The 26,383-nt window shown below is 38.8% G+C and carries 25 protein-coding genes; 2 read left to right on the forward strand and 23 right to left on the reverse strand.

Annotated features, from left to right (window positions below):
* Positions 1-36: 36 nt before the first annotated feature.
* The 12 genes from murC to RDV53_RS00815 form a co-directional block, all read right to left on the reverse strand.
* Complete coding sequence (gene murC, locus RDV53_RS00760; protein WP_005696529.1) at positions 37-1,464, reverse strand: UDP-N-acetylmuramate--L-alanine ligase; 1,428 nt, start codon at positions 1,462-1,464, stop codon at positions 37-39.
* Positions 1,465-1,538: 74 nt separating this feature from the next.
* Complete coding sequence (murG, locus tag RDV53_RS00765; RefSeq protein ID WP_005696530.1) at positions 1,539-2,591, reverse strand: undecaprenyldiphospho-muramoylpentapeptide beta-N-acetylglucosaminyltransferase; 1,053 nt, start codon at positions 2,589-2,591, stop codon at positions 1,539-1,541.
* Positions 2,592-2,599: 8 nt separating this feature from the next.
* Positions 2,600-3,784, reverse strand: a complete 1,185-nt coding sequence (gene ftsW, locus RDV53_RS00770; RefSeq protein ID WP_005696531.1) for a putative lipid II flippase FtsW — start codon at positions 3,782-3,784, stop codon at positions 2,600-2,602.
* A 15-nt stretch (positions 3,785-3,799) separates the two neighbouring features.
* Positions 3,800-5,113, reverse strand: a complete 1,314-nt coding sequence (gene murD, locus RDV53_RS00775) for a UDP-N-acetylmuramoyl-L-alanine--D-glutamate ligase (RefSeq protein WP_005696532.1) — start codon at positions 5,111-5,113, stop codon at positions 3,800-3,802.
* A gap of 62 nt (positions 5,114-5,175) precedes the next feature.
* The gene (mraY, locus tag RDV53_RS00780) at positions 5,176-6,258 is read right to left on the reverse strand and encodes a phospho-N-acetylmuramoyl-pentapeptide-transferase (protein ID WP_005696533.1); all 1,083 of its coding nucleotides are present in this window, start codon (positions 6,256-6,258) and stop codon (positions 5,176-5,178) included.
* Positions 6,252-7,622: a UDP-N-acetylmuramoyl-tripeptide--D-alanyl-D-alanine ligase gene (murF, locus tag RDV53_RS00785; protein ID WP_005696534.1), complete on the reverse strand. Its 1,371-nt coding sequence runs from the start codon at positions 7,620-7,622 to the stop codon at positions 6,252-6,254. The genes mraY and murF overlap by 7 nt, the downstream gene beginning before the upstream one ends.
* A 5-nt stretch (positions 7,623-7,627) precedes the next feature.
* Positions 7,628-9,097: a UDP-N-acetylmuramoyl-L-alanyl-D-glutamate--2,6-diaminopimelate ligase gene (murE, locus tag RDV53_RS00790; protein WP_005696535.1), complete on the reverse strand. Its 1,470-nt coding sequence runs from the start codon at positions 9,095-9,097 to the stop codon at positions 7,628-7,630.
* A 14-nt stretch (positions 9,098-9,111) separates the two neighbouring features.
* A complete protein-coding gene (locus RDV53_RS00795) occupies positions 9,112-10,932 on the reverse strand; it encodes a penicillin-binding transpeptidase domain-containing protein (protein WP_005696537.1) in 1,821 nt (606 codons plus the stop codon).
* Between the two features lie 14 nt (positions 10,933-10,946).
* On the reverse strand, positions 10,947-11,267 hold the full coding sequence (gene ftsL / locus RDV53_RS00800) for a cell division protein FtsL (RefSeq protein WP_005696538.1): 321 nt from the start codon (positions 11,265-11,267) through the stop codon (positions 10,947-10,949).
* A 1-nt stretch (position 11,268) separates the two neighbouring features.
* The gene (rsmH, locus tag RDV53_RS00805; RefSeq protein ID WP_005696539.1) at positions 11,269-12,237 is read right to left on the reverse strand and encodes a 16S rRNA (cytosine(1402)-N(4))-methyltransferase RsmH; all 969 of its coding nucleotides are present in this window, start codon (positions 12,235-12,237) and stop codon (positions 11,269-11,271) included.
* Between the two features lie 84 nt (positions 12,238-12,321).
* Complete coding sequence (gene mraZ / locus RDV53_RS00810) at positions 12,322-12,780, reverse strand: division/cell wall cluster transcriptional repressor MraZ (protein WP_005696540.1); 459 nt, start codon at positions 12,778-12,780, stop codon at positions 12,322-12,324.
* Between the two features lie 208 nt (positions 12,781-12,988).
* Positions 12,989-14,563: a carbon starvation CstA family protein gene (locus tag RDV53_RS00815; RefSeq protein WP_005696541.1), complete on the reverse strand. Its 1,575-nt coding sequence runs from the start codon at positions 14,561-14,563 to the stop codon at positions 12,989-12,991.
* A gap of 202 nt (positions 14,564-14,765) precedes the next feature.
* Here RDV53_RS00815 and RDV53_RS00820 point away from each other — a divergent pair, with 202 nt between their 5' ends.
* Entirely contained in the window at positions 14,766-14,999 is a 234-nt protein-coding gene (locus RDV53_RS00820; protein WP_005696542.1) for a zinc ribbon domain-containing protein, read from the forward strand.
* Positions 15,000-15,042: 43 nt separating this feature from the next.
* Here RDV53_RS00820 and RDV53_RS00825 read toward each other — a convergent pair whose 3' ends face one another.
* The 5 genes from RDV53_RS00825 to RDV53_RS00845 form a co-directional block, all read right to left on the reverse strand.
* Positions 15,043-17,100, reverse strand: coding sequence for an AAA family ATPase (locus tag RDV53_RS00825; protein WP_005696543.1), 2,058 nt, complete (start codon positions 17,098-17,100; stop codon positions 15,043-15,045).
* Positions 17,101-17,162: 62 nt separating this feature from the next.
* Positions 17,163-18,506, reverse strand: coding sequence for a PD-(D/E)XK nuclease family protein (locus RDV53_RS00830; RefSeq protein WP_005696544.1), 1,344 nt, complete (start codon positions 18,504-18,506; stop codon positions 17,163-17,165).
* An 18-nt stretch (positions 18,507-18,524) separates the two neighbouring features.
* Complete coding sequence (locus RDV53_RS00835; protein ID WP_005696545.1) at positions 18,525-19,277, reverse strand: PP2C family protein-serine/threonine phosphatase; 753 nt, start codon at positions 19,275-19,277, stop codon at positions 18,525-18,527.
* Positions 19,277-20,122: an SIR2 family NAD-dependent protein deacylase gene (locus RDV53_RS00840; RefSeq protein WP_005696546.1), complete on the reverse strand. Its 846-nt coding sequence runs from the start codon at positions 20,120-20,122 to the stop codon at positions 19,277-19,279. The genes RDV53_RS00835 and RDV53_RS00840 overlap by 1 nt, the downstream gene beginning before the upstream one ends.
* Positions 20,119-20,319 carry a DNA translocase FtsK gene (locus RDV53_RS00845; protein WP_005696548.1) on the reverse strand — a complete coding sequence of 67 codons (201 nt, stop codon included), beginning with the start codon at positions 20,317-20,319 and terminating at the stop codon, positions 20,119-20,121. The genes RDV53_RS00840 and RDV53_RS00845 overlap by 4 nt, the downstream gene beginning before the upstream one ends.
* A 225-nt stretch (positions 20,320-20,544) precedes the next feature.
* Here RDV53_RS00845 and RDV53_RS00850 point away from each other — a divergent pair, with 225 nt between their 5' ends.
* Positions 20,545-21,546: a virulence RhuM family protein/type II toxin-antitoxin system death-on-curing family toxin gene (locus tag RDV53_RS00850; protein ID WP_005696549.1), complete on the forward strand. Its 1,002-nt coding sequence runs from the start codon at positions 20,545-20,547 to the stop codon at positions 21,544-21,546.
* A 51-nt stretch (positions 21,547-21,597) separates the two neighbouring features.
* Here the strand turns inward: RDV53_RS00850 and RDV53_RS00855 are convergent, their stop codons facing one another.
* The 6 genes from RDV53_RS00855 to RDV53_RS00880 all read right to left on the reverse strand — a co-directional run bounded on the left by RDV53_RS00855 (position 21,598) and on the right by RDV53_RS00880 (position 26,381).
* Positions 21,598-22,308, reverse strand: coding sequence for an SIR2 family NAD-dependent protein deacylase (locus RDV53_RS00855; protein ID WP_005696550.1), 711 nt, complete (start codon positions 22,306-22,308; stop codon positions 21,598-21,600).
* 3 nt (positions 22,309-22,311) lie between these two features.
* Positions 22,312-23,202 carry a 5' nucleotidase, NT5C type gene (locus tag RDV53_RS00860; RefSeq protein ID WP_005696551.1) on the reverse strand — a complete coding sequence of 297 codons (891 nt, stop codon included), beginning with the start codon at positions 23,200-23,202 and terminating at the stop codon, positions 22,312-22,314.
* 58 nt (positions 23,203-23,260) lie between these two features.
* On the reverse strand, positions 23,261-24,211 hold the full coding sequence (locus RDV53_RS00865; protein WP_032822697.1) for a helix-turn-helix transcriptional regulator: 951 nt from the start codon (positions 24,209-24,211) through the stop codon (positions 23,261-23,263).
* A 92-nt stretch (positions 24,212-24,303) separates the two neighbouring features.
* A complete protein-coding gene (gene artM, locus RDV53_RS00870) occupies positions 24,304-24,987 on the reverse strand; it encodes an arginine ABC transporter permease ArtM (protein ID WP_005696553.1) in 684 nt (227 codons plus the stop codon).
* Complete coding sequence (gene artQ, locus RDV53_RS00875) at positions 24,987-25,658, reverse strand: arginine ABC transporter permease ArtQ (protein ID WP_005696554.1); 672 nt, start codon at positions 25,656-25,658, stop codon at positions 24,987-24,989. The genes artM and artQ overlap by 1 nt, the downstream gene beginning before the upstream one ends.
* A 3-nt stretch (positions 25,659-25,661) precedes the next feature.
* Complete coding sequence (locus tag RDV53_RS00880; RefSeq protein WP_005696555.1) at positions 25,662-26,381, reverse strand: arginine ABC transporter substrate-binding protein; 720 nt, start codon at positions 26,379-26,381, stop codon at positions 25,662-25,664.
* Between the last annotated feature and the right edge of the window lie 2 nt (positions 26,382-26,383).

Consider the following 26,383-nt stretch of genomic DNA (forward strand, 5'->3'; position numbering starts at 1 on the left):
TATTTTCATCAAAAGTGCGGTTATTTTTCGATGTATTTATGCTTTCCAACATTCTGCTAAACCACGAGAAATTTTGCTTACACTTCCCGCGCCTTGGGCAAGAATTAAATCGCCATCTTGAATAATTTGATCTAACACATCACCGAGTTGTTCCGTATCAGAAACTAAAATTGGATCGACTTTTCCTAGATTACGAATAGAACGACAAAGTGCTTTACTGTCTGCACCAACGATTGGTGTTTCGCCTGCCGCATACACATCTAACATAATCAAGGCATCCACTTGGGATAAGACTTGTACGAAATCATCAAATAAATCGCGAGTACGTGAATAACGGTGAGGTTGGAAAATCATCACAATACGTTTATCTCCCCAGCCTTCACGTGCTGCTTTGATGGTCACGCCAACTTCAGTTGGGTGATGGCCATAATCATCCACTAAGCGTACTTTACCATTTGGACGAATAAACTCACCTAATTGGTCGAAACGTCTGCCTGCCCCTTGGAAGTCTGCAAGCGCTTCTAAAATCGCTTCATTGCCAATGCCTTCTTCTTTTGCTACTGCAAGTGCGGCTGTCGCATTTAACGCATTGTGTTTACCTGGAACATTCAATAATACATTGATGCGTTCACCACTTGGACAAACTACGGTGTAATGACCTTGGAAACCTGTTTGTTCATAATCTTCGATATGATAGTCAGCATGTTCACTGAAACCATAAGTTAACACTTGGCGTCCAACTTGAGGAACAAGCTCCATTAACACAGTATCATCAGCGCACATAACCGCTAAGCCATAAAACGGCAAGTTATGTAAAAATTTCACATAGGTGGCTTTCATTTTCTCAAAGTCACCTTCATAGGTATCCATATGATCCGGCTCAATATTCGTCACAACAGAAACCATTGGCTGTAAGTGTAAGAAAGAGGCATCGCTTTCATCTGCTTCAGCGATTAAATAACGACTTGCACCTAAATGCGCATTTTTACCGGCTGATTTAACTAAACCACCATTAACGAAAGTTGGATCCAGTTTCGCTTGAGTATAAATCATCGAAATCATGGCAGTGGTTGTGGTTTTACCATGGGTACCAGCCACCGCAATACCATGACGGAAACGCATAATTTCAGCTAACATTTGTGCTCGCTGAATCACGGGAATACGATTTTGCTTAGCGGCGATTAATTCTGGGTTATCTTCATGGATCGCGCTTGATACCACAACCACACTCGCCCCTTGCACATTTTCCGCTTGGTGACCAATGAAAATTTTTGCGCCAGCTTGAGCAAGACGCTGAGTCACGACACCATCTGCAATATCAGAACCAGAGATATCATAACCTTCATTTAATAAAATTTCGGCAATCCCACTCATACCGGCGCCGCCGATACCAATGAAATGAATTTGTTGAACCCGACGCATCTCAGGAATAATTTTTCTAATCTCGTCCGAAATATGTTTCATATTATTTCACCTTTATTTTTAACCGCACTTTTAGGTTAAGGTTTTTTATTTACTATCCCTCAACTTCTCTGTTCTTATTTCGCATTCTCTACAATGACATCAGCTACACGTTTAGCCGCTAATGGTGCTGACATTTCTTTTGCCTTAATCGCCATCGCTAGCAAGGTTTCACGATCTATTTTTTCTAAGAAATCGACCAACACATCCGCATTTAATTCATTTTGCTGAACGATTTTTGCTGCACCTACATCGGCAAGATATTTCGCATTTAAATATTGCTGTTGATCTTTATGTTGGAATGGCACGAAAATTGCTGGTGTCCCTACTGCTGCTAATTCACACACTGTTAAAGCACCAGAACGACAAATCACCACATCGGCCCAAGCGTAGGCTTCCGCCATATCATCAATAAATTCTGTAATTTTGACCGAATCTGCATGTTCACCATAAAGTTCGGTCACACTTTCAACAGAACCTTTACCCACTTGATGACGCACGTCTAATTTATCCGCCAAACGAGCAACCACTTGTGGAATCGTTTGATTGAGTACGCGAGCCCCTTGGCTTCCACCCACGACAAGTACTCTCAATTTTCCACTTCTTTCTGAAAAACGCGCTTGTGGTGATGGCATTTCAAATAAATCTTGGCGAACTGGGTTTCCTACCACTTCGGCATCTTTGAATGCAGTTGGAAAAGCTTGTAATACACGTGTCGCAATTTTTGCTAACCATTCATTGGTTAAGCCCGCTACGGCATTCTGTTCATGTAAAATAACCGGCACGCCACAAAGTTTTGCAGCGATGCCACCTGGGCCAGATACATAACCACCCATACCTAATACCGCATTAGGTTGATATTCTTTGATAATTTTACGAGCTTGCAATACCGCTCTTAAAATAGCAAAAGGGGCACCAAGTAATGCTTTAATGCCTTTACCACGTAACCCTGAAATTTGAATAAAACGAATTGGAATACCATGTTTTGGTACAAGCTGTGCTTCCATTCGATCTTTGGTGCCTAACCAGCAAATTTCCCAACCTTCTTTTTGTAAGGTTTGAGCAACAGCGATGGCGGGGAAAACATGTCCACCAGTACCACCCGCCATAACTAATAATTTTTTACTCATAAATATTCCTAATCATCCCTCAAACGCGCTTGACCACCACGTTGTAATCTATTTTCATGGTCAATACGTAATAAAATTCCCACAGTCGCCGACATAATAATGATACTTGAACCACCGTAACTCACTAACGGGAAAGTTAAACCTTTTGTTGGTAGCATCCCTAAAGCCATACCAAGATTGACGAAACCTTGGAAGAAAATCCAGAAGCTAATACCTAAAGCAAAAAAACCACGGAAACGTTGCTCTAACATGAGAGATTCACGTCCGATTTTCATTGCGCGAAAAATCAATAAACCCAAGAGGATCACAACAACCAAAATACCAATAAAACCGAATTCTTCGCCAATAATCGCCATGATAAAGTCAGTATGTGCTTCAGGAAGATAATCAAGTTTTTGAATGGAGTTACCGAGTCCTTCCCCACTAATTTCACCACGCCCAAAGGCCATTAAAGAGTTTGTCAGCTGAAATCCTGTTCCGTATGGATCTTTAAATGGCTCTAAGAAACCGGTAAAACGTTTTAAACGATAAGAGGCTGAGAGAACCAGCCATACAAAGAGAAGTATGCCTGTACCAATTAGCAAAATAAATTGCCAAAAATTCGCACCGACAATAAAAAGCATGCCAAAGGTAATAACGAAAAGTACAACGGTACTCCCTAAGTCAGGCTGAGCTAGTAAGAATATCCCTAATACCCCCATCACAATGAAAGGCTTAGCAGCACTGAATTTTTTACCACGTACTTCATCATAACGACGCGTAAAATAGCTCGCCAGGAAACAGGTCAACGCTAACTTCGCAAATTCCGCAGGCTGGAAATTTAAAATTCCTAAAGAAATCCAACGTTTAGCACCATTAACAGAAGTCCCGATACCAAGAACCAGTATTAATAAAACAATAGCTAACAAGAAGACTTTTGCGTGCCACTTTTCCCATTGGGAAGAAGAAATTTGGAGAGTTAAATAGCAGGTTGCTAAAGAAAGCAAGACATAAACGGCATCACGTTTAGCAAAATAGAATGTATCATTAAATACGCGTGCACTGTAAGGCATCGAAGCAGAAGTTACAGCCACCAAACCAATCAACAATAGCACGACAAAAAGCCAAAACAATGCGCGATCGTAAAGTAATCCTTGCGGTGTTACTCTCGCCCATTGTTCATAATGTTGTTTAATTTTATTGATAAATTCCATTACTACCCTAATTTTCTAAGCTAATTTTGCTAAACGAGTAAACTCTTCGCCACGTTTTTCAAAAGAGGTAAACTGATCCAAACTTGCACAAGCGGGAGATAATAACACCATATCGCCTGATTTTAAACGTGGACGTAAAAATGAAATCGCTTGTTGCATGGTTTCAAATAAATGACTTTGGCTTGAAAGTGCCGCAAGTTGTTTTCCATCTCGACCAAAACAATACGTTGAAATATGAGGTTGGTTGATTAAATCGGCTAGTTCAGAAAAATCTGCACCTTTACCATCGCCACCTAATAAAAGGTGTAACGTTCCCTCAACATATAACCCAGCCAATGCCGCAACCGTGCTGCCCACATTAGTCGCTTTAGAATCATTAATCCAACGAACGCCATTCGTCTGATAGGCTAATTGGAAACGATGATCCAGCCCTTTAAATTGACGAAGTGCGATACGAATTGCCTCTAAATTTATGTCTACTGCTTGCGCTAATGCTGTCGCCGCTAAAATATTCATGTAATTATGACGACCAACCAAGATTGCTTCATCACAAGGTAAAATGACTTCCTCTTTCGCCATTAAGTACTGTTTACCATTTTCGGTTTTCAACCAGTAATCCGCTTGATTTTCAGCAAAAGACACAACCTTTTTAGCTTGATTTTCACCTTCGCCAAACGTGAGTTTATCTTCTAAATTCACTACCGCTGTTTCTGCATTGTAATAAATGCGTAATTTTGCTTGGCGATAATCTTCTAAATCCACATAGCGATCCATGTGATCTTCTGTCACATTAAGCACAGTCGCTGCAGCCGCTTTCAAACTGTTAGTGGTTTCAAGTTGGAAACTGGAAAGCTCTAATACATAAAGATCGCAATCTTCATTTAATAATGACAACGCAGGAATGCCAATGTTTCCGCCCATGCCCACTTTTATTCCCGCCGCTTTCGCCATTTCATAGACTAATGTTGTCACGGTGCTTTTACCGTTAGAGCCGGTAATCCCAACAATTGGCTTCGTTGCTGCTCGGCAGAATAATTCAATATCCCCAATCACTTCCACACCAGCTGAAAGTGCGGTCTGAATTTCAGGTATTTTTACCGCAAGTCCCGGGCTAATGACAATAATATCGCTTTCAAGTAACCATTGTTGATTCAAACTACCTGTGTGTAAGGGTACATTTTTAGGTAATTTATCCGCGCCTGCTGGATGTTGGCGTGTATCAATCACACGGATGTTTGCTTGTTGAGATTGAAGATATTCAACGCAAGAAAGTCCTGTTTTTCCAAGGCCTATAATAGTAATCGTTTTATTTTGGTATAAAGTTGTCATGTTGTTTTTCTTCTCTCGTATTCTGGGATCACGCAGGGTGCAACAAGTGCACCCTACAAAAATTATCTTAGTTTGAGCGTTACAAGCCCCATCAACACCAACATCAAGGAAATAATCCAAAACCGAATAATCACTCGAGGTTCTGGCCAACCTTTTAATTCAAAGTGGTGATGAATTGGTGCCATTCTGAAAATACGTTGTTTTCTTAATTTGTAAGAACCCACTTGCAAAATGACAGATAAGGCTTCAACAACAAATACACCGCCCATAATCACTAATAAGAATTCTTGACGAACAAGGATGGCAACGACACCAAGTGCACCACCAAGTGCAAGGGAGCCAACATCGCCCATAAAGACTTGAGCTGGATAAGTATTAAACCATAAGAATCCTAAGCCTGCGCCTACGATTGCGGTACAGAACACCACCACTTCAGAACTATATTTGATATAAGGGATATGTAAGTATTCTGCGAAATTAACGTTACCGGTCGCCCATGCGATTAAAGCAAATGCACCAGCCACTAACGCTGTTGGCATAATTGCAAGACCATCTAAACCGTCGGTTAAGTTTACCGCATTCCCTGTGCCCACAATCACAAAGTAAGACAACACAATATAGAATAAACCTAATTGTGGCATGATATCTTTAAAGAATGGAATTACTAAACGAGTTGCATCGGTATCATGACCTAACCAATACAACCAAATGATCGCCACTAATGCCACAACAGACATCCAGAAATATTTCCAACGCGCAATTAAACCGTCTGTATTTTTACGCGTGATTTTACGGAAATCATCTACAAAGCCAATTGCACCATAGCCAAATAACACAAATAAACAAATCCAAACATAAGGATTCGTTAAGTTAGCCCATAATAACGTACTTACACCGATGGAGAATAAAATCATCACACCGCCCATGGTTGGCGTACCTTTTTTCGCAAAGTGACTTTCAGGACCGTCATTACGCACTTCTTGACCAAATTTTAAGATTTGAAGGCGTTTGATCACTTTCGGACCAATCCATAAAGAAATGAAAAGTGCGGTCAATAATGCCAAAATCGCACGTACGGTAATATAGGAAATGGCATTGAATGCCGTTTCATAGCGAACTAAATATTCAGCAAGCCAAACTAACATAAGCTATCCTTTAATGAATAAATCGTCTCTTCCATTTTCATTGAGCGCGAGCCTTTCGCTAAAACGACGACTTTTTGGTTTTCTTGTAATTTCTGTTTAATAATATCTAACGCATAAGCTGTCAATTCAGCTTTATCTGTAAAATGTTTTCCTAAAACAGCCTCAGAAATGACCGCACTTTCTGTTCCATAAGAAAGCACTAAATCTAATTTAGCTTGTTTTGCATGCTCGCCCACTTGTTGATGACATTTTAGGCTATCCTCGCCTAATTCTTTCATATCGCCCACAAGTAAAATACGAAAAGCATCGTAACCTTTTAAAACATCAATCGCCGCTTGTAAAGAATCTACATTTGCATTGTAAGTATCATCTAATAGCAACAGATTTTCATTCACTTGAATCGGGAATAAACGCCCTTTTACTTGAGAACGGTGTTCAAGACCCGCTTTAACATCAGCAAGACTCGCGCCCACATTCATAGCAAGAGCCGTTGCTGCCAACGCATTTTTTACATTATGCTCACCTAAATAAGGCAAATTAATCTCAATGCTACCTTTTGGGGAAACTAACATAAACGTTGAGCCATTAGGTGAATGTTCTACGTTTTCAGCTTTGTAATCGCCACCATTAAAATATTGAATGGCATGAGAGCCAATTTCTTTTTGCCACAATTCAATATAATTATGTTCGCTGTTAATAATGGCCATACCATTTGGGGTTAAACCGCGATAGATTTCACCTTTCGCACGCGCTACACCCTCAATTGAGCCAAAGCCTTCTAAATGTGCGGCTGCCACGTTATTCACTAATGCAGCTTCTGGCTGCGCAAGATGCGTGGTGTAATCAATTTCACCTTGATGGTTTGCGCCTAATTCAATAACGGCAAATTTATGTTGTTCTGTTAAACGTAATAATGTGAGTGGTACACCAATATCGTTGTTGAAATTACCATTAGTGAATAACACAGCTTCAGGATTGCCTGCTGTTTGTTGCAAAATCGATGCCGTCATCTCTTTTACTGTGGTTTTACCTGAAGATCCCGTCATCGCTACGATACGAGGATTAATTTTTTCACGTAACCATTTTGCTAATTGACCAAGGGCTAAGCGCGTATCTGAAACAACTAATTGTGGTGTTGAAATGTTAGTGTTAGCTTTTTGCACAACTAAGGCTGTCGCACCTTGCTCAACGGCTTTATCTAAGTATTGATGCGCGTCAAAATGTTCACCTTTTAATGCAAAGAAAAGCGAGTTAAATACCGCTTTGCGCGTATCTGTATTGATATTTTCAACAACGGCCTGCCCATCACCAATAAGATTGGCATTTAAAATTTGGGCAAGCTGTTGGGTAGTAAGTTTAATCATTATGTTTATTTTTTCGTTAAATAGGCTTCAGCCACTTCTTGATCGGAGAAATGAAGTGTTTTATCCCCAATGATCTGATAGTTTTCATGACCTTTACCGGCAATCACGATCACGTCATCTTCAACGGCGTTCTCAATGGTAAATTTAATGGCCTCTTCACGATCTGGAATTACACCAACATCTTCCATTCGGCTAAAACCAGTGAGAATATCCGCTTCAATTTTATTTGGATCTTCTGTGCGTGGATTATCTTGAGTCACAATGACTAAATCAGCAAATTGCTCTGCAGCTTTTGCCATCAGTGGACGTTTACCCGCATCACGATCACCGCCACAACCAAAGATACACCAAAGTTTACCTTTGCAATGTTGACGGGCAGAATTCAATGCTTTTTCTAATGCATCTGGAGTATGTGCATAGTCAACGATAACGGTTGGTTTTCCTGCTTTTTTAATTAATTCCATTCTTCCATTTACTCCTTTTAGCTGTGAAACAGTACGGATAAGATCATCGAAAGAATAACCTAAAGCCAATAAAACAGCCGTGGCTAACAACAGATTACTCACGTTAAAAGCGCCAATTAATGGGCTATGTAATGTGCCATTCCCCCAACTTGATACAAACTCAATGACTGCTCCTTCATGAGTAAAACGAATTTCCGTAGCATAAAGCCATTGTTTAGATGTTGCATGGAAATTGGGGTGACAGCTGACTGCGATACTATTTGGTAATTCATTTAACCATGCGGCCCCAATTGGATCGTCAGCATTAAGAATTTGTAACTCAGATGCTAAATCAACGAAAAAACGTTTTTTAGCTTCCGCATACTTTTCCATTGTTTCGTGATAATCCAAATGATCGCGACTTAAATTGGTAAAAATAGCAGATTTAAATTTGAGTGCTTCAACACGATATTGAGCTAAACCATGTGAAGACACTTCGATAGATGCAAAATCTGCACCTTTCTCTACAAAATCAGCGAGGTTTGCTTGAACTTCAACGGCTGAACCTGTGGTATTTTTGGCTTCTTTGACTTGGTCCAATAAACCATTGCCAATCGTACCCATGACAGCCGCTTTATGTCCTAATAGCGTAGCCCATTGGGCTAACAATTGAGAAACTGTAGTTTTACCGTTTGTTCCCGTGACTCCGACTAAAGTCAATTTTTCGGAAGGATTACCATAAAATTGACCTGCCAATGCCGAAAGCTGAGCAGATAAATGATAGTAACGAATCACTGGCACATTATTTTGCCATTGGATGCTCAAATGCTCGTTTTCTAAATCTGTTTCTAAAATAACCGCACTTGCACCAGAAGAAATGGCTTGAGGCACAAATTGACTCGCATCAAAACGATGTCCCTTTACTGCCACAAACAAATCACCTTGGGTCACTTTGCGGCTATCTAACACCATCGCCTTCACATTTATGTCTGAAAGCACCGGAAGATCAAAAAGTGCGGTCAATTTTTTCATTGTTTTGCCTTTTCTTAATTCATTTTTTCAAATTTTTGATCGCTTAAGCGAACAGTGCGTCTTGCTGTTTTTTCTGTAGGTTCTGCATCTGGTGCAATACCGTTAGCACGCAAGGTATAGCCCATAATGCTAGAGAATACCGGGGCAGATACCGCACCACCATAGTACTGCCCTGCTTTCGGATCGTTAATCAAAATAACTAATGCATAACGTGGATCGCTAATTGGTGCGATACCCGCTGTAAATGCCACATATTTATTAACATAGTGGCCATTTTCAATTTTACGCGCAGTACCTGTTTTAACACCAACACGATAACCTTCAACCATCGCACGTTTATTTTTAATTGCCACTTTCTCTAACATGCCCACTATATCTTTCGTAATTTTTTCAGAGAATACACGTTGCCCAATGACTGGTGGATCGACTTTCGTGATAGAAAGCGGACGATAAATTCCGAAGCTACCTAAAGTGGCATAGGCGCGCGCAATTTGTAATGGTGTTGAAGTAATCCCATAACCATAGGCGACCGTAGCTCGCTCAATATCCGCCCAACGTTTACGGTTTGCATTTAATACGCCACGTTGCTCACCGATTAAGCCTAACTCTGTATCTTTACCCAAGCCTGCATTTTGGTACGTTTCCATCAATGCTGAAGGTGGCATACGTAACGCAAGACGACTTACACCACGGTTACTGGAGTTAATCAAAATTTCATCTAAGGTTTGTTGTGGACGAGGTGCCACGTCGACAATTTCTTTACCACTTACGGTAAATGAACCTGTATTAATTACCTCATCACGTCTCACTGCGCCACGTTGAAGTGCGGTCAACACAACGAAAGGTTTTACGGTTGAACCGGGTTCAAATGTGTCAGTAATGGCACGGTTACGTTTTAACTCGTCTTTTACATTAGCCAAATTATTTGGGTTATAAGAAGGTGCGGTTGCCATGGCTAATACTTCACCTGTACGCACATCTACCAATACCGCAGTACCTGACTCTGCGTTGTTCTCAGTTACCGCTTTTTTGATTTCACGATACACCATGGATTGTAACTTTTCATCAATACTTAGGGTGACATCTTGTGCATCGTATTTTTTCTCATCCGCAATATGCTCAACCACATTACCACGTTTATCTTTACGAACAACGCGAGCACCATCTTTCCCTACTAACATTGAGTTGAAGCTCGCCTCAACGCCTTCAATTCCTTTACCATCAATATTGGTAAAGCCGATTAATTGGGCTGCCTCTTCTACACGAGGATAAAAACGACGTGGTTCAGTCTCTAATGAAATACCTTTAATTTTGAGATCACGGATATAATTTGCCTTGCTCGCTTCTACTTGACGTGCTAAATACAAGAAGCCTGATTTGGCATTTTTCTCAATTTTTTTCACCAACTCTGCAGGGGTCATATTTAATTCGTTAGCAAGAGCTTTGATACGTTCTTTATCATCTAATGCATTTTCTTTTAGCATTAAACGCGGTTCAGCCACAATTGCACTCATCGGCACACTCACCGATAACAATTGGCCGTTACGATCTAAAATTGAACCACGAACAGAAAGGACGTCATCTTTACGTAATGAACGTTTGTCCGCTTCACCAGAAAGGGTTTCAGAATTAACTGATTGCACATAAGCAGCACGAGCTACTAATGCGCCTAATCCTAAGAAAATAAAACTTGTCGCAATGAGATAACGACCACGAAGAAAGCATTTCTCAAATACCATCTTCGGTTTGTTTGGTTTTACTGACGCAGGTTGAGCCAATTTTCTAATTGTTTTCTTTGGCTTTCCTGGTTTCTTAGAGGAATTAAATCTAACCATTTTATCTAAAATCCCTATTCAAAAATAACCACTTCTTGTTCACTTTGAACACGTTGCATTTTTAATGTACCGATTGCAATGGATTCAACTCTTGTATTATCACTTTCGGTTGCTTCTTGTAATTGCAAATTGCGATATTCGTTTTCAAGGGCTTGGTGTTGTAATACCAACTGCCCGTTTTCAGAAATCAGGCCTCGTGTTTGATGGGTCATCCAAATTGTGCCCATTGCAGAAGCTAAAATTAATAAAAGTAGAACGACAATTAATTTATTAGAAGAAAAAATATCTTCAACGAGAATATGTTGTAAAGGATAACGTTCGCTATTTTCTAACATCTTATTTCACCCTTTCCGCTATACGTAACACCGCACTTCTTGAACGTGGATTCGCTGAAATTTCTGCCTCACTTGGCTGAATCGCCTTACCAATGATTTTTAATTTTTGATTACGTTGGATTTGATCTTCTCGTAATGGTAAACCTCTCGGGATATCGTCACCTTTACTCTGTTTACGCATGAAATGTTTTACCATTCTGTCCTCAAGTGAATGGAAACTGATAATCGATAAACGCCCTTCTGGTGCCAACATATCTAATGCAGAATTTAATACACTTTCTAATTCATCTAATTCCGCATTAATATAAATTCGAATGGCTTGGAAACTACGCGTCGCTGGATGCTTATGTTTATCTTTAAACGGTACAGCTTGAGCGATTAATTCAGCAAGCTGAGAAGTGCGACTTAAACATTCAGTGCCATTTTTGATCGCTCTTTTATTAAATTCTACGATGGCTGTAGCAATTCGTTTTGCAAAACGCTCTTCACCGAAGGTTTTTAACACCCAAGTTAAATCATCAACAGATACTTGTTTTAGCCACTCTGCCGCGGATAAACCTTGTGTGGTATCCATGCGCATATCTAACGGGCCATCTTTCATAAAACTGAAACCACGATCGGCTTCATCAAGCTGTGGAGATGATACGCCTAAATCCAGCAAAATGCCGTCAATTTTACCAACTAAATCGAGTTTTTGACAGATATCTGGAATGTGTGAAAAGCTATTATGTTCGATATGAAAACGAGGGTCTTGAATTTTTTCAGCTTCAGCAATCGCACGTGGATCACGATCAACGGCAATTAAACGACCATTTTCAGAAAGTTGGGAAAGAATAAGACGAGAATGACCACCACGACCAAAGGTACCATCAATATAAATTCCGTTTTCTTTCAACGCCAAACCATTCACCGCTTCGTGAAGCAAAACCGTGATATGTTCAGGTGCAGAAAAGGAATTTTGCGTAGTCATAAGTCAAAAGTAAACGTTAAATCAAAATCGATAAAGAAAAGATAGAGCGGTGCGAGCACCGCTTATCCTGCTAGTGCTGCTGTTCTATAATGACAGCATTTTTAGTTCTTCCGAAGCACCGAATTCAGCGCTTGAGCCAATTTCAATGTCCTCATCAATTTGTGCGTACCATTCTGTATCGCTCCAAATTTCAAATTTGTTCAACTGCCCAACCAACATTAAGCCTTTTTCTAATTTTGCGTGTTGACGTAATGGGCCACTTAATAAGATACGACCTTGCGCATCCATTTCACATTCTGTGGCATAACCGAGCATCACACGTTGTAAACGGCGTTGATTAGGGTCAAAGTTGGAAAGTGAAAGTAGTTTTTGTTCGATTTTTTCCCACTCATCTAAAGGATAAAGCAATAAACAAGGCTGACGAATATCAACGGTACAAACCATTTGGCCTTGGTTCTTTTCCATGATTTCAGCACGATAACGAGTAGGAATCGCTACACGACCCTTCGCATCTAAATTTACCGCTGCTGCACCACGAAACATTTTTCTACCTTTAAACGTTTATTTTTAGAAAAATTAGCAGAATTCTCCACAAAATTCCACTTTTCACCACTTTGTGTAAGTTTATCGGTTGTAGCCTTAACTTGCAAGCAATTAAAACGTAAAGATTGGTAAATTTTGGTAATAAAATAAACAAAAAAACCGTTTGAGGTTTTCCTCAAACGGTTTTTAAATTTTTAACTCAATTTGACTAGTTATTTACATAAGCTTCTTCGTCACGAGCACCTAATGGTTTAAGCTGTGTGAAGAATAAAACTAAACAAAGTACTGTTAAGCCTAAGCCGATATAAACAGATAATTGATAGTCTAAACCGAAGCCGATTTTGTTGTATGCAAGGTAAGTGAAACATACGGTACTGATAAATGCCGCAGGGATTGTACATACCCAGTGGAATTTATTATAACGGTATAAGTATGCTGCAGCAGTCCATAACATTACCATTGCTGTGGTTTGGTTTGCCCAAGTGAAGTAACGCCATAAGATAGAGAAATCGATTTTTGATACGATAAAACCAAGCGTAAACAATGGAACAGCAATCATTAAACGTTTAGCTAAGGTTTTTTGCTCTAAGTTGAAGAATTCTGCAATAACAAGACGTGCCGCACGGAATGCTGTATCGCCTGATGTAATCGGAAGAACAACCACACCTAATACTGCAAAAATACCACCAACAAGACCTAAGAAGTGGATAGAAGAATCATAAACCACTTTAGAAGGAGAACCCGCTTTAATCGCTGCTAATAAATCTGGTAAAGAATCATAGAAACTTAAACCAACCGCACACCATATTAATGCAATCACACCTTCACCGATCATCGCTCCGTAGAAAATGAAACGAGCTTCTTTTTCGTTTTCAGTACAACGAGCCATTAATGGGCTTTGTGTTGCGTGGAAACCAGATAATGCACCACAAGAGATTGTTAAGAACAAGAGTGGCCATAATGGTAAATCTGCACGGGTTTCAAAGTTTTGGAAGAATTTCTCAAAAGACATACCGTCCACAGAACGATAGAAAGAAATTGGATCCGCTGAGCTTAGATCTGCACTGACTAAACCATATACCATACCCACAGACATAAATAGCAATAATGCGCCGAAGAACGGATAGATACGGCCAATGATTTTATCAACTGGAAGTAATGTCGCAAGAATATAGTAAATGAAGATGATAGCAGTCCAAACACTGATAACAGTCGCTTTATCCATACCCCAAACGGTAATACCACCTGCTTCAGCTACCTGATGGATTTCTTCCGCATTGCTAATAGAAATGCTACCTGATGCAGCACCGAACACATCCATTGTAATCGTACCCATTAATTGAGCAGGACTTGCAACGAATACCACACCCACTAATAATAAAAGTACAACAGCTAATACGTTAATGAATGCTTTAACTGGACGACCTAAGTATTTACCTGCAAGGTTTGGCATAGATGCCCCGCCATTACGCACACTTAACATTCCGCAGAAATAATCGTGTACTGCACCAGCAAAGATACAACCAATGACGATCCAAAGCATAGCAACTGGTCCGTATAACGCACCAAGAATCGGACCAAAGATTGGGCCTGTACCAGCAATATTTAATAATTGAATTAACCAAATCTTGGTTTTAGACATTGGCATATAGTCAACGCCATCATTCATGGTATACGCTGGCGTTTGACGATTTGGATTGATCACAAAAATGCGCTCAATCACTCGACTATAAAAGAAATAACCTGCAAGCAATAACGCCACGCAGAAGAAAAACCACAACATAAAAAATACTCCTCAGGAATAAATGAATAGCGAAATCTAGCCATATACTAGACTTCGTCGGCGGTATTCTAAGTTAAAATTCTCAAAATCAAAATTTTAATTTTTACATTGTTTCAATTTTGTGAGCCATGTCACGTTTATCATTATGTTTTTTTCACTTACAATATGTTCATTAATTCAAATAATGAAAAAAGGATCATAAATGGCTCTTACTCGCTGCCCAGAATGTCGTAAAAAAATCAGCGAATCCGCTCAATTTTGTCCGAATTGTGGTTTTTCTTTTAAAGAAGAAGATCTTGAAATTTACAAACAAAAACTCGAAGAACGACGCCAACATAATGCCGAAATTAATCGAAAAAGCACTAAACTTCACCTTATTTGGTTGGCTATTTTTACTATCGTTATCTTATTGGCAAGTTGGCTAACTGGAGAATAAAAAGTGCGGTCAAAAAACAATGAGAATTTTGACCGCACTTTAATTAGAACCCAATCCGTCGTGTCGTTGAAGAAAACGCTGGTTTCACTTCACATTCACCTTGTAATGCGCTCAGCCAATCTTGCACCTTTTGAAAAGGAGAAAATTGGTGACGACGAGCCACTGCAGCAAAATCTCCAGGCGTCAGCAGATTAAGCGATTCAATCTGACCTAAATCCTCTTCCGATAACAACGGTAACCCTAAAATTTCCGCTTGTTGTTTAGCAAAATCTAAACGTTGTGGCAGCGTTAAATAATCAAACTTCAATTTCAAATCAAAACGACGTAATGCTGCTGGATCAAGCACTTCAATCAGGTTTGTTGAAACCACCATTAATCCCTCAAAACGTTCAATTTGTGTCAACATTTCATTCACTTGAGAACGTTCCCAGCTTCGGTCTGCTCCTTCTCGAGAAAATAAGAAGGTATCCACTTCGTCCAGCACTAACAAACAATTATCACGCTTTGCTGATTCAAATGCCTCAGCAATATTTCGTTCCGTTCCACCTACATAAGGATCGAGCAAATCAGAGCCTTGTCTTAGCAACAGCGGCATGTCCAACTGTTCCGCAAGCCACGCTGCCCAAGCGGTTTTTCCTGTTCCAGGCGGACCATAGCAACAAATTCTGCCTTTTTTGGTTCGCATTAATCCTTCGGTGATTTTATGAATATTTTCATTGCAGGAAACCCACTCAAGCTGATAACTCAGTTTACTTTCCACCAACGGCTCAATTTTCTTTTTACCTTGTGCCTGTAAGGTTTCATTAAATAGCGTAAGCAAGATCTCAGAAAAAGTTTTTTTGCCGTTATCAACAGCATTTGCCACATTGAACACGCGCGTTAAAATTGCCGGTGAAAGTGACCGCACTTTGGCAAAATGCTGCACGTATTCCGCCGTTAATTTACCGCCTGCCAGCTGCGAAATTAACGCCGATTTATTTTTCAGCGGTAAATCCGGCATTTCAAACACAAAATCAAAGCGACGCAAAAAAGCCGCATCTATACTGTTTACAGAATTGGACAACCAAATTATCGGCACGTTATTATTCTCCAGCAACTGATTTGTCCATGCTTTATTTTTTTGTGCAACAGAACGCTCCATGAGCGAACCGTTAAACACATCTTCAATTTCATCAAAAATTAAAAGTGCCTGCTTGCCGTTCAATAAAGTTTGAGCAAGGCGACTGTAATTCAGACGTTGTTCTGCCTTCACAATATCACCGTCAGAATCCATGTAAGTAATGTTATACGCCGAAATCCCTAATGCCTGTGCAAGCAACCCGGCAAATTCGGTTTTACCGGTGCCAGGTACACCATAAATTAAAAGATTCACGCCTTTCTGATGATGTTTTAGTGCCTGTTGCAAATAAGTCAACATCATCTCTTTCATGCCGGCAATATGGGCAAAATCATCTAGTTGCAAACTTGGCACTTGAGGTATTTCTGTACAAGATTTCAAAAGCGCATATTCATTTAGAGGTTGTGTTACAAATTCGTCAAAATCTAAGGTTTCACCCCACGCTAAATAATCTTGCACACCATCTAGGCGATAATTCCGATCAATTAGCCCATAAGCATCGAGTTTACTGCCTTTCTTTAAGGCGGACAGAATCTCATTTTTCGGCTGTTTCAGTAAATCCGCCATGATTGCAGCCGTTCTTTGCAAATCCGATTTCGGCAAGCACTTAAACAAATCTTGCATAGGTCCTTCACTGCGTAAATGCATGGCAAAGCGGAGAAGTTCCTGTTCAACGGGATTCAGTTGCAAAAATTCTGCCAACGTTGCCAAATTTTCATACGCCTGTTTCCATAACTCCGGTAAAAGTGCGGTAGATTTTTGAAGTGTTTTATAACGCGCTTTTAAAAGCCGACGAGCAACCGTGCGTAAATTTTTATCATTCTCTAATTCTTCAGGCAGCCCAAACGCACTGGCGATTTCATCACTTCGCCAACTACTCTCCCGAAACACTTCGGAAAAACCTTTATGCTCAAATAAAATTTTGAGCATCATATTTTCAGTATAAGAAGACACTGTCGGTGGGTTTAATTTATATTCGGACATAAAAATACTCCTTACTGGGTTGGTAAGGAGTATTTTAGTGAGGGGTGCGACAAAAGGTGTCGTTAGGAATTTTCCATTTTTAGCTCTTTTATTTTATCTAAGTTATCTGAGATTATATCCAGTAATGGTTTCCATAACTCGAAAATATAGTTCGCTAGCTCGCCACTAGGAATCTTACTAAGAACTGTCGCATCCCATACTTCATATTCATCTTCTAGCCATTTCCATAATGGCATGCTGTCATCCTTGTCTAAATCATAATTATTATCTTTAATAAATTCTGAAAAAACATTAAGTATATTATTAAATAAATTATCATGATTAGCATAAATACCACAGTAAGCATCACGAAGCCCACTTTTATAAAAGTAAATACAAACACCAAAATCCTCATTACCTATATATAACCCATATCCCTTTTTATTAAAGCTCCCATCATCTCCACATTCAAAATTAATATTTATTAATTTAGTATACCGATTAAACCTAATTTTCAACTGTTCAACTAACATAGCCATAAGTTTTTCATATAGTGTATCCCTTGTCTCAAGCACAGTTAATGCTGAAAACAATGCCTTATCATTATTAATTAGACATTCAATTAATTCATTTGAATCCTGAGTATTTCCCATAATATCCTCACTTAAAAATTTCTTAAAATCATTACAAAATTGTTTTACAGCCGGTGCAATAATTAAGGTATTATCAAGCCACTTTATGAGCATACTTGCAGATAACACCATTGCTTTCTTATCACTCATTAATTTAGCCCATTTATCTTCAGAAATAGATTTTTCTGGTGGATTATTACTAAATATAGGAAGATAAATAAGAAAATAAGAATCTGAAACATAATTTTTGAGGTCTTTATCATAAGTATGCATCTGCTTTGGCTGATCAATCGCACCTTGCAATTTATTTTCAATAGAAATCACCCAAGATGTTTTGTTATCTAATATACCTTCAATAAAAATATCATGACGACCATTTTTATTAGTTGTTTCATTAGTTATTTCATTAGTTATTTCATTAGTTATTTCATTAGTTATTTCATTAGTTATTTCATTAGTTATTTCATCATTTTCTTCTTTAGTTATTTCATCATTTTCTTCTTTAGTTATTTTTTCAAGATAAATATTTACTTTTTGGTAAGCCAAGAACTGGTGTTTATTAATAAACTTTAAAAAACTATTTAAAAACAAATCACCTTGCCCATGTGTTTCCGTTGGATCTAATAAAAATGCAAGAATCTTAGACAATCCCATCTCATCCGTTTGTAAAAATTGAAACGGGTTAAAACGATTAGAATCGTACAACTCATTTTTTTCTCGTTGTAATCTAAAATTTTCTATCACTTGATTGATAGAAATTAAAGAATCAACAATTTGGTTAATATTATTTGCCATAGAGGCTCCTTAGGTTAATTAAAACGCACACATTATAACTGATAAATCATCCGAAAACGATTGCTTCTCAATCATCTTGCGGAAAACCGTGAGACGATCTTTATCATCGGGATATTTCTGCCAAATTTTTTCTCTCATTTCTTCTGAAAGTCCATCTGTTAACCCATCAGAACACAGCAATAAACTTTCCCCTTGCTGAATTTCAATTTCTTGATAAAAAATTTTATCTTGAAATTCGGAATAATCGGCGACTAAACAAGAAGAAACACCGCCATAAATCGTGGCAAAGTCTTCTTCTTTTTTATCGGGAAAATCAGTCAATAATTCAGATAGAATAGAATGATCTTGCGTAATTTGTTGCCATTTTCCTTGAGCATCAATCAAATAAGCACGACTATCGCCTACGCTGAGGATTTTTGCTTTATGGGTTGCTTGATCAATTTCAGCCGCCACAAAAGTGGTTGCTGAGCCAAAATAATCCTCGGCTAATTCTGCTGATAAATGGGATTGTAAATCGTAGATCGTTTGGCGACTTATGCTTTCCATTTGGCTTAATAATTGCATAGCCAACTTGCTCGCTTTTTCAGGTCGGTTGCTATTGGAAATACCATCTGCCACGCCCACAATAAAGTGCGGTCGGTTTTCAAGGCGTTTTTCAGCCGTTTTAAGTTTATATTGAAACACCGCCTCACCATTAAAAAGGGCATCTTGGTTGTGTCGCTTGTTGCTGCCAATTTGTTGGCAGAAGGTAATTTCGCAAAAATTTTCCATTATTCAACCGCTTGTTGAGAAGGATTTAGAAGGCGATCAATTGCTTTTAGCGCATCTAACGCTTTCATTTCGAGACTTAAAAAGTGCATTTTCGGCACGCCTGCATCTTGTGGGTTAATACGGATAAATCCGCCCTTTTTTGCTTTCGCCGTACGTTCAGAAAAGCGACGCACAGTTGGAATGGCTTTCCCCGCACCCAGTTCGATGACGACGAGATTCTGCACTTCTTTTAACCATAAATCGAGCTTATTTCGTTTTAAATTTTGATAATTACTGCTGTAAAAATAATCGTCAAACATGAGTACATTCTGTCTTGCTAAACGCTGACAATAAAGGCAACGAGGTGGCTCACTCAATAAGCGCAAGTTTTCGTTATCCACCACTGGTTGAAATTCTTTTGCAGACCAGCTTAAATCGCGGCAATTATGCACACACTGTAAACGCTCTAATGTGCCATGCACTTCATAAATGCGCCCTTCTTCAAACCCTGCTTTCTGAAAATGCCCATCTACATTACTTGTAAAAACAAAATAACCATGCGGTTTGCTTTCTGCCCAACGTTTTAAAATTTGGTAGCCATCATGCGGGATTGTTGCGCGATATTGCGATAAGCGATGCCCGTAAAACCAATAAGCTAACTCTTGATGAGTTTCATAAGCCAATGGCGTCGCAATATCTTCAAAATTGATATTGCGGCCTTTAAACATTGGGTAGGCATTCCAAAACCCGCCGACACTTCTAAAATCCGGCAAACCTGAATCCACACTCATTCCTGCCCCAGCAGTAATTAAAATGCCGTCAGCCTTGCGAATAAGTTCTACTGCATAATTTAAGTCATTTTTCATAATACTTTTCTCTGTCCATTTTTCATTGGTGAAATAACGCCGGCTTCTTCTAGTTGTTCTACAATTCTCGCAGCTCGATTAAAGCCTAAACTAAATTTGCGTTGAATCCGTGAACCAGATGTAAATTTTTCTTGTTGTACGAATTTTTTTACATCCTCAAAAAGCGGATCTCGTTTAAAAGTGACTTTCATTGCCATAAGTTTTCTCCTGTGTTGTTTATATAAAAAGGGCTTAAGAGTCTTGTAAAAAGTAAAAAATCTCTCTTTTATGGAAAAATTATAGGGAGGAGAGCGACAATGCGTGTCGTTAGCAAATATTACAAGCGGTTATTTTTAGGAGATCTTTTGCAAATAAGATTATCCGTATTGCAATATGCATATTTATCTGTTTATATATACATGTAATTTATTAGGGAAAAGAATATGAATAACCAAAATCCGATTGAAATTTACCAAGCTCAAGATGGCACAACGCAAGTAGAAGTAAGATTTGAAAATGACACCGTTTGGCTAAGTTTACAGCAGATGGCTGATTTATTTGGGCGAGATAAGTCTGTTATTTCACGCCATTTACGCAATATCTATACTGATGGCGAGTTAAATAGAGAAGCAACTGTTGCAAAAAATGCAACAGTTCAAATTGAAGGCAAAAGACAAATTAATCGAACAATCGAATACTATAATCTTGATGTAATTATATCTGTGGGTTATAGAGTTAATTCTATTTTAGGTACTAAATTTAGAATTTGGGCAACTGCACGTTTAAAAGAATATCTGACTCAAGGCTATACTATTAACCAGAAACGTTTACAGCAAAATGCTCACGAATTAGAACAAGCACTTGCACTTATTCAAAAAACAGCAAACTCATCGGAATTAACGCTAGAAAGTGGTCGTGGATTAGTGGATATTGTCAGCCGTTATACGCATACCTTTTTATGGCTACAACAATATGATGAAGGTTTACTTACCGAACCACAAACACAGCAAGGCGGTACATTACCGACTTATGCCGAGGCTTGTTCTGCACTAGCAGAGTTAAAATCACAGCTGATGGCAAAAGGTGAAGCAAGTGATCTGTTTGGACGTGAGCGAGATAATGGCTTATCTGCGATTTTAGGCAATTTAGATCAAAGTGTTTTTGGTGAACCTGCTTATCCAAGCATTGAAGCAAAAGCAGCACATTTACTTTATTTTGTCGTCAAAAATCATCCTTTTTCAGATGGTAATAAACGTAGTGGCGCATTTTTATTTGTGGATTTCTTACATAGAAATGGGCGTTTGTTTGATCATGATGGACACCCTGTTATCAATGATACGGGGCTTGCAGCACTCACTTTATTAGTCGCAGAATCTGATCCAAAACAAAAAGAAACGCTTATTAGGCTTATTATGCATATGCTTAAACATAAGCAAGAGAAGTAATGATAAATAGCGACCGAAGTCGCTATTTATTTAAAAAGTGCGGTCGATTTTCTATGATTTTTTAATTTTATCCAATAACTCGGCGACCACTTTCGGAACGCCCTCACCCGCTTTTTCTTTAATTGCAATCACTTTCTTACGAACAAACCCTGTATTGGGATTTGGATCGATCAAATAGATAAGTGAACCATATGGAGCAAGATTTACCAATCCATTAACTGGATAAACTTGTAATGAAGTGCCAATAACAATCACAATATCAGCCTTTTTCACTAACTTTTCTGCTTTAGGAAACATGGGTACATTTTCCCCAAAAAAGACTATATGTGGACGCATTGGGTGACCGTGATTATCCTTATCCTCTAATAGTTGATCACCCAAACATGGAACAATGTAATCGGTATTAAAACTGCTGCGAGCTTTATTCAATTCACCATGTAAATGGAGTACGTTAGTACTTCCCGCTCGCTCATGCAAATCATCCACGTTTTGAGTGATTATATGAACTTCATAAAATGCTTCCAATTCAACCAAAGCCAAGTGTGCTGCATTAGGCTCTGCCGCTTGAGCATTACGACGTCGTTCATTATAAAACGCCAATACTTTTGCACGGTTTTTCTTTAAGGCTTCAGGCGTGCAAACTTCTTCTACTTTATGCCCAGCCCACAAGCCATCTTCCGCTCTAAAAGTAGGAATACCACTTTCAGCACTAATTCCTGCCCCGGTTAATACCACGCAAATTGGTTTCTTTTCCAAAGTCATTTTTCATGCTCCTTTTTGTTTTAAAATTTCATCAATCTGTCTATCTCTAGCCATCATGCCAAAAATATTCCCTGCTTTATAAAGAGGTTGATAAGCATAGCTTTCAATATGCAAGAATGGCTTATCTGAAAGGCGTTGGAAATATTGTTTTAGCTGTGATTTTGAGCGTAATAACTCGTCATATTCGGCTTGAATATGAGCACACATAGCTTCAATACGCATTTTAAATTCATCAATGAGATAAGGGCTGATAATTAAATAGACCGTTTTGTGTTCGGTTACTGTTTCATTCGCATAAACACATGCCAAATTAAACACTTGCCATTTATAGCGATCTGCAAAAGCACCAATGATTCGGCTTTGCTCTTCATTTTCAACTTGCACGATGGCGGCTGGCTTTTTCAAGCAATCTTGCAAAATATCACTTGGCGTAAAAGGGCCACAGTCCAAATAAGATAGTACGCAGTTCCAGTTAGCAAATTGCTCAGTACCAAAATGTAAGTGCTTACCTTCGAATTTATCCGCCCCATTTTTAGTGCGATCATCAATTAAATAATCGCCTTGGTTCAGGTTTTTATGGTGAGATAAAATTAGCCGCTTGTATAATGCCGAGCCTTTTTCTTCGCCGAAATAACGTTGAATCCATTTTACTTTATCGCTCCAAGCTGATGGATTATGCCAAGGAGCGGTAGAAAGTGCGTAAATATGATATTTCTTCATCAATTTATGAACCGCAGAAATCGCGTTTGGCATGGGTTCCATTAAGCTAAAAATGCCCTCAACTTCATCATATCGCCCCTCATACTCTTGCTTGGTTTTCTCATCTAATTTTGCAATTCCAGACGGGAAATCAACCATCACATTATCCATATCAATATAAACAATTTTCTTCATTTTAATGCCCTCTTTGTTGATGGCTTAATGATAAAAGATGAAGCGACAATTTATGTCGTTAAGTATTTTTGTCTAAATAAGTGCGGGCAATTTCTTGGTAATCTTCACCAAAATGGGCAATCCACCATTCCAGCATGGCGCTCTCAATCACGGTCGCGGAAATTTCATAGTCGCTGCCATAATCTTTTACCGTTTGATCAGTTGATAATGGTGTTTCTGTTAAAAATCCACCTGTTTTTTTATCAATACGGAAAGTTAAACGAATCTTTCTACCAGAACTAAAGCCAAATTTTTGGCTTTCAACATAAGCTTTTAGATTAAATTTCGGGCGTTCAAATTTCATTGTGCTGACATTCACTTCAAGTAAACGATGCAAGGCTAAATGTAAAATATCACCATGTTCATACTCTGCCACCACATAACTGCTAGGGCCTTGCTGAACAAGAGCAAGTGGTTTAACTTTAGCCTTATGTTCTTTGCCATGAATGCTACGATAATGCACTTGCAAAAATCGGTTTTGATAAAGTGCGGTACTAATTTGCTTAAAAATTTCAGGATCAATTTTTGCAGGCAATAATGGCTGGCTAGTTGGTGCAATAGCCACTTTATTGAGCCATTCTGAAGCCCCTTTTTTATGTGATTCATAAGCAAGATTGTAATCCGCTTGTTTAAAGAACCCTTCCATTGATTGCATAATATTGGCAGGTAAAATGCCAGCTAAATATTGCTTTGCCAACATCAACACTAACGATTGTTGTTCATTTAAAATTGGCATATCCAAGCCTTTCGCATCAGGCTTCCAACGATAGCTATAGGGCTTATCATTGGTATTGCAGTCAATTTCAAACTGCTCACATAATGTATTCAATGCACGCTGAATACTACGCAAATCACGCTCAATACCTAATGCAAGCAATTTCTCTCGCAGTTCTAATGAGCTAATGGAATAGTTTTTCGGAATTAAACGTAATAGTTCAAGGTGGAATTTTAGAGAAGATGATTCAGACATAATTGCCTCATAAATAGAAATATTTTCTTTAATCATATAAAAAATCGGGCAATTTTAAAACTGCCCGATTTGTTTCTATTTTTGACCGCACTTTATGCCTTGGCGGTATCAATACGTTCAAATGCTAACACTTTATTTTCTAACTGACGGAGTAATAAAGTGGCAATGCCGGTAATAATGAGGTAAATACCACCTGCAATACCGTAGATAGTGAGTGCATCATATTCGGTACCGTAAAGTTGGCGTGCATATCCCATGATATCCATGATCGTAATGGTAGAAGCCAACGCTGTACCTTTAAATACCAAGATAATTTCATTGGTATAAGAAGGAAGTGCACGTTTTAATGCATAAGGAATTAGGATTTTTAACGTCTGTATACGACTTAAACCTAATGCTGCACAGCTTTCCCATTGACCTTTAGAAATTGCTTTTACTGCCCCGTGGAATAATTGGGTTGAATAAGCGGCACTATTCAATGCTAAAGCTAATGCTGCACAGAACCATGCGTTGGAGAATAATCCCCATAATGGACTGTCTACCAACCATTGGAATTGGCCAGGGCCTGCATAAATTAAGAAAAATTGCACTAAAAGTGGGGTGCCTGTAAATAAAACAAGGAATAAATTGACCGCACTTTTCACTAATTTATTACCAATAGAAAGCAAGAAGGTTAAGCCCAATGCGAGGAAAAAGGCAATAAACAATGCGACGACCGTAAGTAACAGGCTAGTCGGAATACCTTGAGCAATGACAGCTAAATACTCTTGAAACATTATTCGACTCCCCGTTCAAATCGAGTGAAACGTAATTCTAATTTGCGAATACCTGCTTGGCTGATCAACGTAATCACCAAATAAATTAACGCAGCAATGCCATACCAAGTGAAAGGCTCATGGGTGTTTGTATTGATATATCCAGCCTGACGCATTAAATCATCGACACCGATTAATGACACCAACGCCGTATCTTTTAATAACACGAGCCATTGATTGCTTAATCCTGGTAAAGCGTGTCGCCATACTTGTGGCATAATCAAATGGATGAAGGTATAAGGACGGCTTAATCCTAACGCTGCACCTGATTCCCACTGTCCTTTTGGAATAGCTTGAATCGCACCACGTAAGGTTTGTGAGGCATAAGAGGCAAAAATCAAAGACAATGCAAATACACCACAACCAAAGGCACTGAATTCAATATACTCGCCCGTTAGCATTTCCACGACTTGGGTTGAACCAAAATAAATCAGTAGAACCACCAAGATTTCCGGTAAACCACGCAATAAAGCAATCACAACAGAAGCTGGTTTCGCAATAAAGACATATTTATTCGCTTCTAAGGCGGTAAAAATAATACTGAGCAATAAACCGACAATTAACGAGCAAATAGCAAGCCCTAAGGTCATTAGGGCTGCATGTCCAATTAATGTAAGATAATCATAAAACATAGATTATTTTGTCATCCATTTGTCATAGATTTTTTGGTATTCACCATTTGCTTTCACGGTTTCTAAACCTTTATTTAAGCTTTCTAGCAATTCTTTACTTGATTTATTCACCGCGATACCTAAACCATTACCGAAATATTTTTTGTTAGTCACTTTCTCGCCAACAAATTGAATTTCAGGCTCTTTAGAAATCATATCAGACAATACGGCGGTATCACCGAAGATGATATCAATACGACCATTTTTTAAGTCTAAGATCGCATCTTGTAAGCTTGCATAAGATTTTGCATTATATTGCTTGGTTTCTGCGGCAGTATATTGTTGGAATGTTGTTCCGTTTTGAACACCAATTGTTTTTGCTGAAGCTAAATCTGCTTTGCCTTTTAGAGCCACATAACTTGCTGTGCTATCATAATACGCATTAGAAAATGAAACTTGTTTTGCACGCGCTTCAGTAATATCCATCGCAGAAATCGCTGCATCAAAACGTTTTGCTTTCAAGCTTGGAATTAATGCATCAAAAGATTGGCTTTTGAAATGACAAGTCGCTTGGATTTCCTTACAAATTGCATTCGCTACATCCACATCAAAACCGACAATTTCACCTTTTTCATTTGTTGTTTCAAATGGCGGGTAGCTCGGCTCCATCGCAAAAGTAATTTCTTGTGCATTCGCAGCAAAAGCTGAGCCCATTAACATTGCGCTTAAAAGTAATTTTTTCATGT

It is taken from the genome of Haemophilus parainfluenzae ATCC 33392, assembly GCF_031191205.1.
Lineage (GTDB): Bacteria > Pseudomonadota > Gammaproteobacteria > Enterobacterales > Pasteurellaceae > Haemophilus_D > Haemophilus_D parainfluenzae.

What these genes read in the sequence shown, in the direction of transcription:
- RDV53_RS00840 (WP_005696546.1), bottom strand. Translation starts at nt 20,122, where the DNA reads ATGAAAAATGACTTAAATTATGCAGTAGAACTTATTCGCAAGGCTGAC.
- ftsW (WP_005696531.1), bottom strand. Translation starts at nt 3,784, where the DNA reads ATGGAATTTATCAATAAAATTAAACAACATTATGAACAATGGGCGAGA.
- artQ (WP_005696554.1), bottom strand. Translation starts at nt 25,658, where the DNA reads ATGTTTTATGATTATCTTACATTAATTGGACATGCAGCCCTAATGACC.
- ftsL (WP_005696538.1), bottom strand. Translation starts at nt 11,267, where the DNA reads ATGTTAGAAAATAGCGAACGTTATCCTTTACAACATATTCTCGTTGAA.
- murC (WP_005696529.1), bottom strand. Translation starts at nt 1,464, where the DNA reads ATGAAACATATTTCGGACGAGATTAGAAAAATTATTCCTGAGATGCGT.
- RDV53_RS00835 (WP_005696545.1), bottom strand. Translation starts at nt 19,277, where the DNA reads ATGGAAAATTTTTGCGAAATTACCTTCTGCCAACAAATTGGCAGCAAC.
- RDV53_RS00830 (WP_005696544.1), bottom strand. Translation starts at nt 18,506, where the DNA reads ATGGCAAATAATATTAACCAAATTGTTGATTCTTTAATTTCTATCAAT.
- RDV53_RS00825 (WP_005696543.1), bottom strand. Translation starts at nt 17,100, where the DNA reads ATGTCCGAATATAAATTAAACCCACCGACAGTGTCTTCTTATACTGAA.
- mraY (WP_005696533.1), bottom strand. Translation starts at nt 6,258, where the DNA reads ATGTTAGTTTGGCTTGCTGAATATTTAGTTCGCTATGAAACGGCATTC.
- RDV53_RS00845 (WP_005696548.1), bottom strand. Translation starts at nt 20,319, where the DNA reads ATGGCAATGAAAGTCACTTTTAAACGAGATCCGCTTTTTGAGGATGTA.
- murG (WP_005696530.1), bottom strand. Translation starts at nt 2,591, where the DNA reads ATGAGTAAAAAATTATTAGTTATGGCGGGTGGTACTGGTGGACATGTT.
- murF (WP_005696534.1), bottom strand. Translation starts at nt 7,622, where the DNA reads ATGATTAAACTTACTACCCAACAGCTTGCCCAAATTTTAAATGCCAAT.
- RDV53_RS00820 (WP_005696542.1), top strand. Translation starts at nt 14,766, where the DNA reads ATGGCTCTTACTCGCTGCCCAGAATGTCGTAAAAAAATCAGCGAATCC.
- RDV53_RS00855 (WP_005696550.1), bottom strand. Translation starts at nt 22,308, where the DNA reads ATGACTTTGGAAAAGAAACCAATTTGCGTGGTATTAACCGGGGCAGGA.
- RDV53_RS00860 (WP_005696551.1), bottom strand. Translation starts at nt 23,202, where the DNA reads ATGAAGAAAATTGTTTATATTGATATGGATAATGTGATGGTTGATTTC.
- artM (WP_005696553.1), bottom strand. Translation starts at nt 24,987, where the DNA reads ATGTTTCAAGAGTATTTAGCTGTCATTGCTCAAGGTATTCCGACTAGC.
- rsmH (WP_005696539.1), bottom strand. Translation starts at nt 12,237, where the DNA reads ATGACTACGCAAAATTCCTTTTCTGCACCTGAACATATCACGGTTTTG.
- RDV53_RS00880 (WP_005696555.1), bottom strand. Translation starts at nt 26,381, where the DNA reads ATGAAAAAATTACTTTTAAGCGCAATGTTAATGGGCTCAGCTTTTGCT.
- murE (WP_005696535.1), bottom strand. Translation starts at nt 9,097, where the DNA reads ATGAAAAAATTGACCGCACTTTTTGATCTTCCGGTGCTTTCAGACATA.
- RDV53_RS00850 (WP_005696549.1), top strand. Translation starts at nt 20,545, where the DNA reads ATGAATAACCAAAATCCGATTGAAATTTACCAAGCTCAAGATGGCACA.
- RDV53_RS00865 (WP_032822697.1), bottom strand. Translation starts at nt 24,211, where the DNA reads ATGTCTGAATCATCTTCTCTAAAATTCCACCTTGAACTATTACGTTTA.
- RDV53_RS00795 (WP_005696537.1), bottom strand. Translation starts at nt 10,932, where the DNA reads ATGGTTAGATTTAATTCCTCTAAGAAACCAGGAAAGCCAAAGAAAACA.
- mraZ (WP_005696540.1), bottom strand. Translation starts at nt 12,780, where the DNA reads ATGTTTCGTGGTGCAGCAGCGGTAAATTTAGATGCGAAGGGTCGTGTA.
- RDV53_RS00815 (WP_005696541.1), bottom strand. Translation starts at nt 14,563, where the DNA reads ATGTTGTGGTTTTTCTTCTGCGTGGCGTTATTGCTTGCAGGTTATTTC.
- murD (WP_005696532.1), bottom strand. Translation starts at nt 5,113, where the DNA reads ATGACAACTTTATACCAAAATAAAACGATTACTATTATAGGCCTTGGA.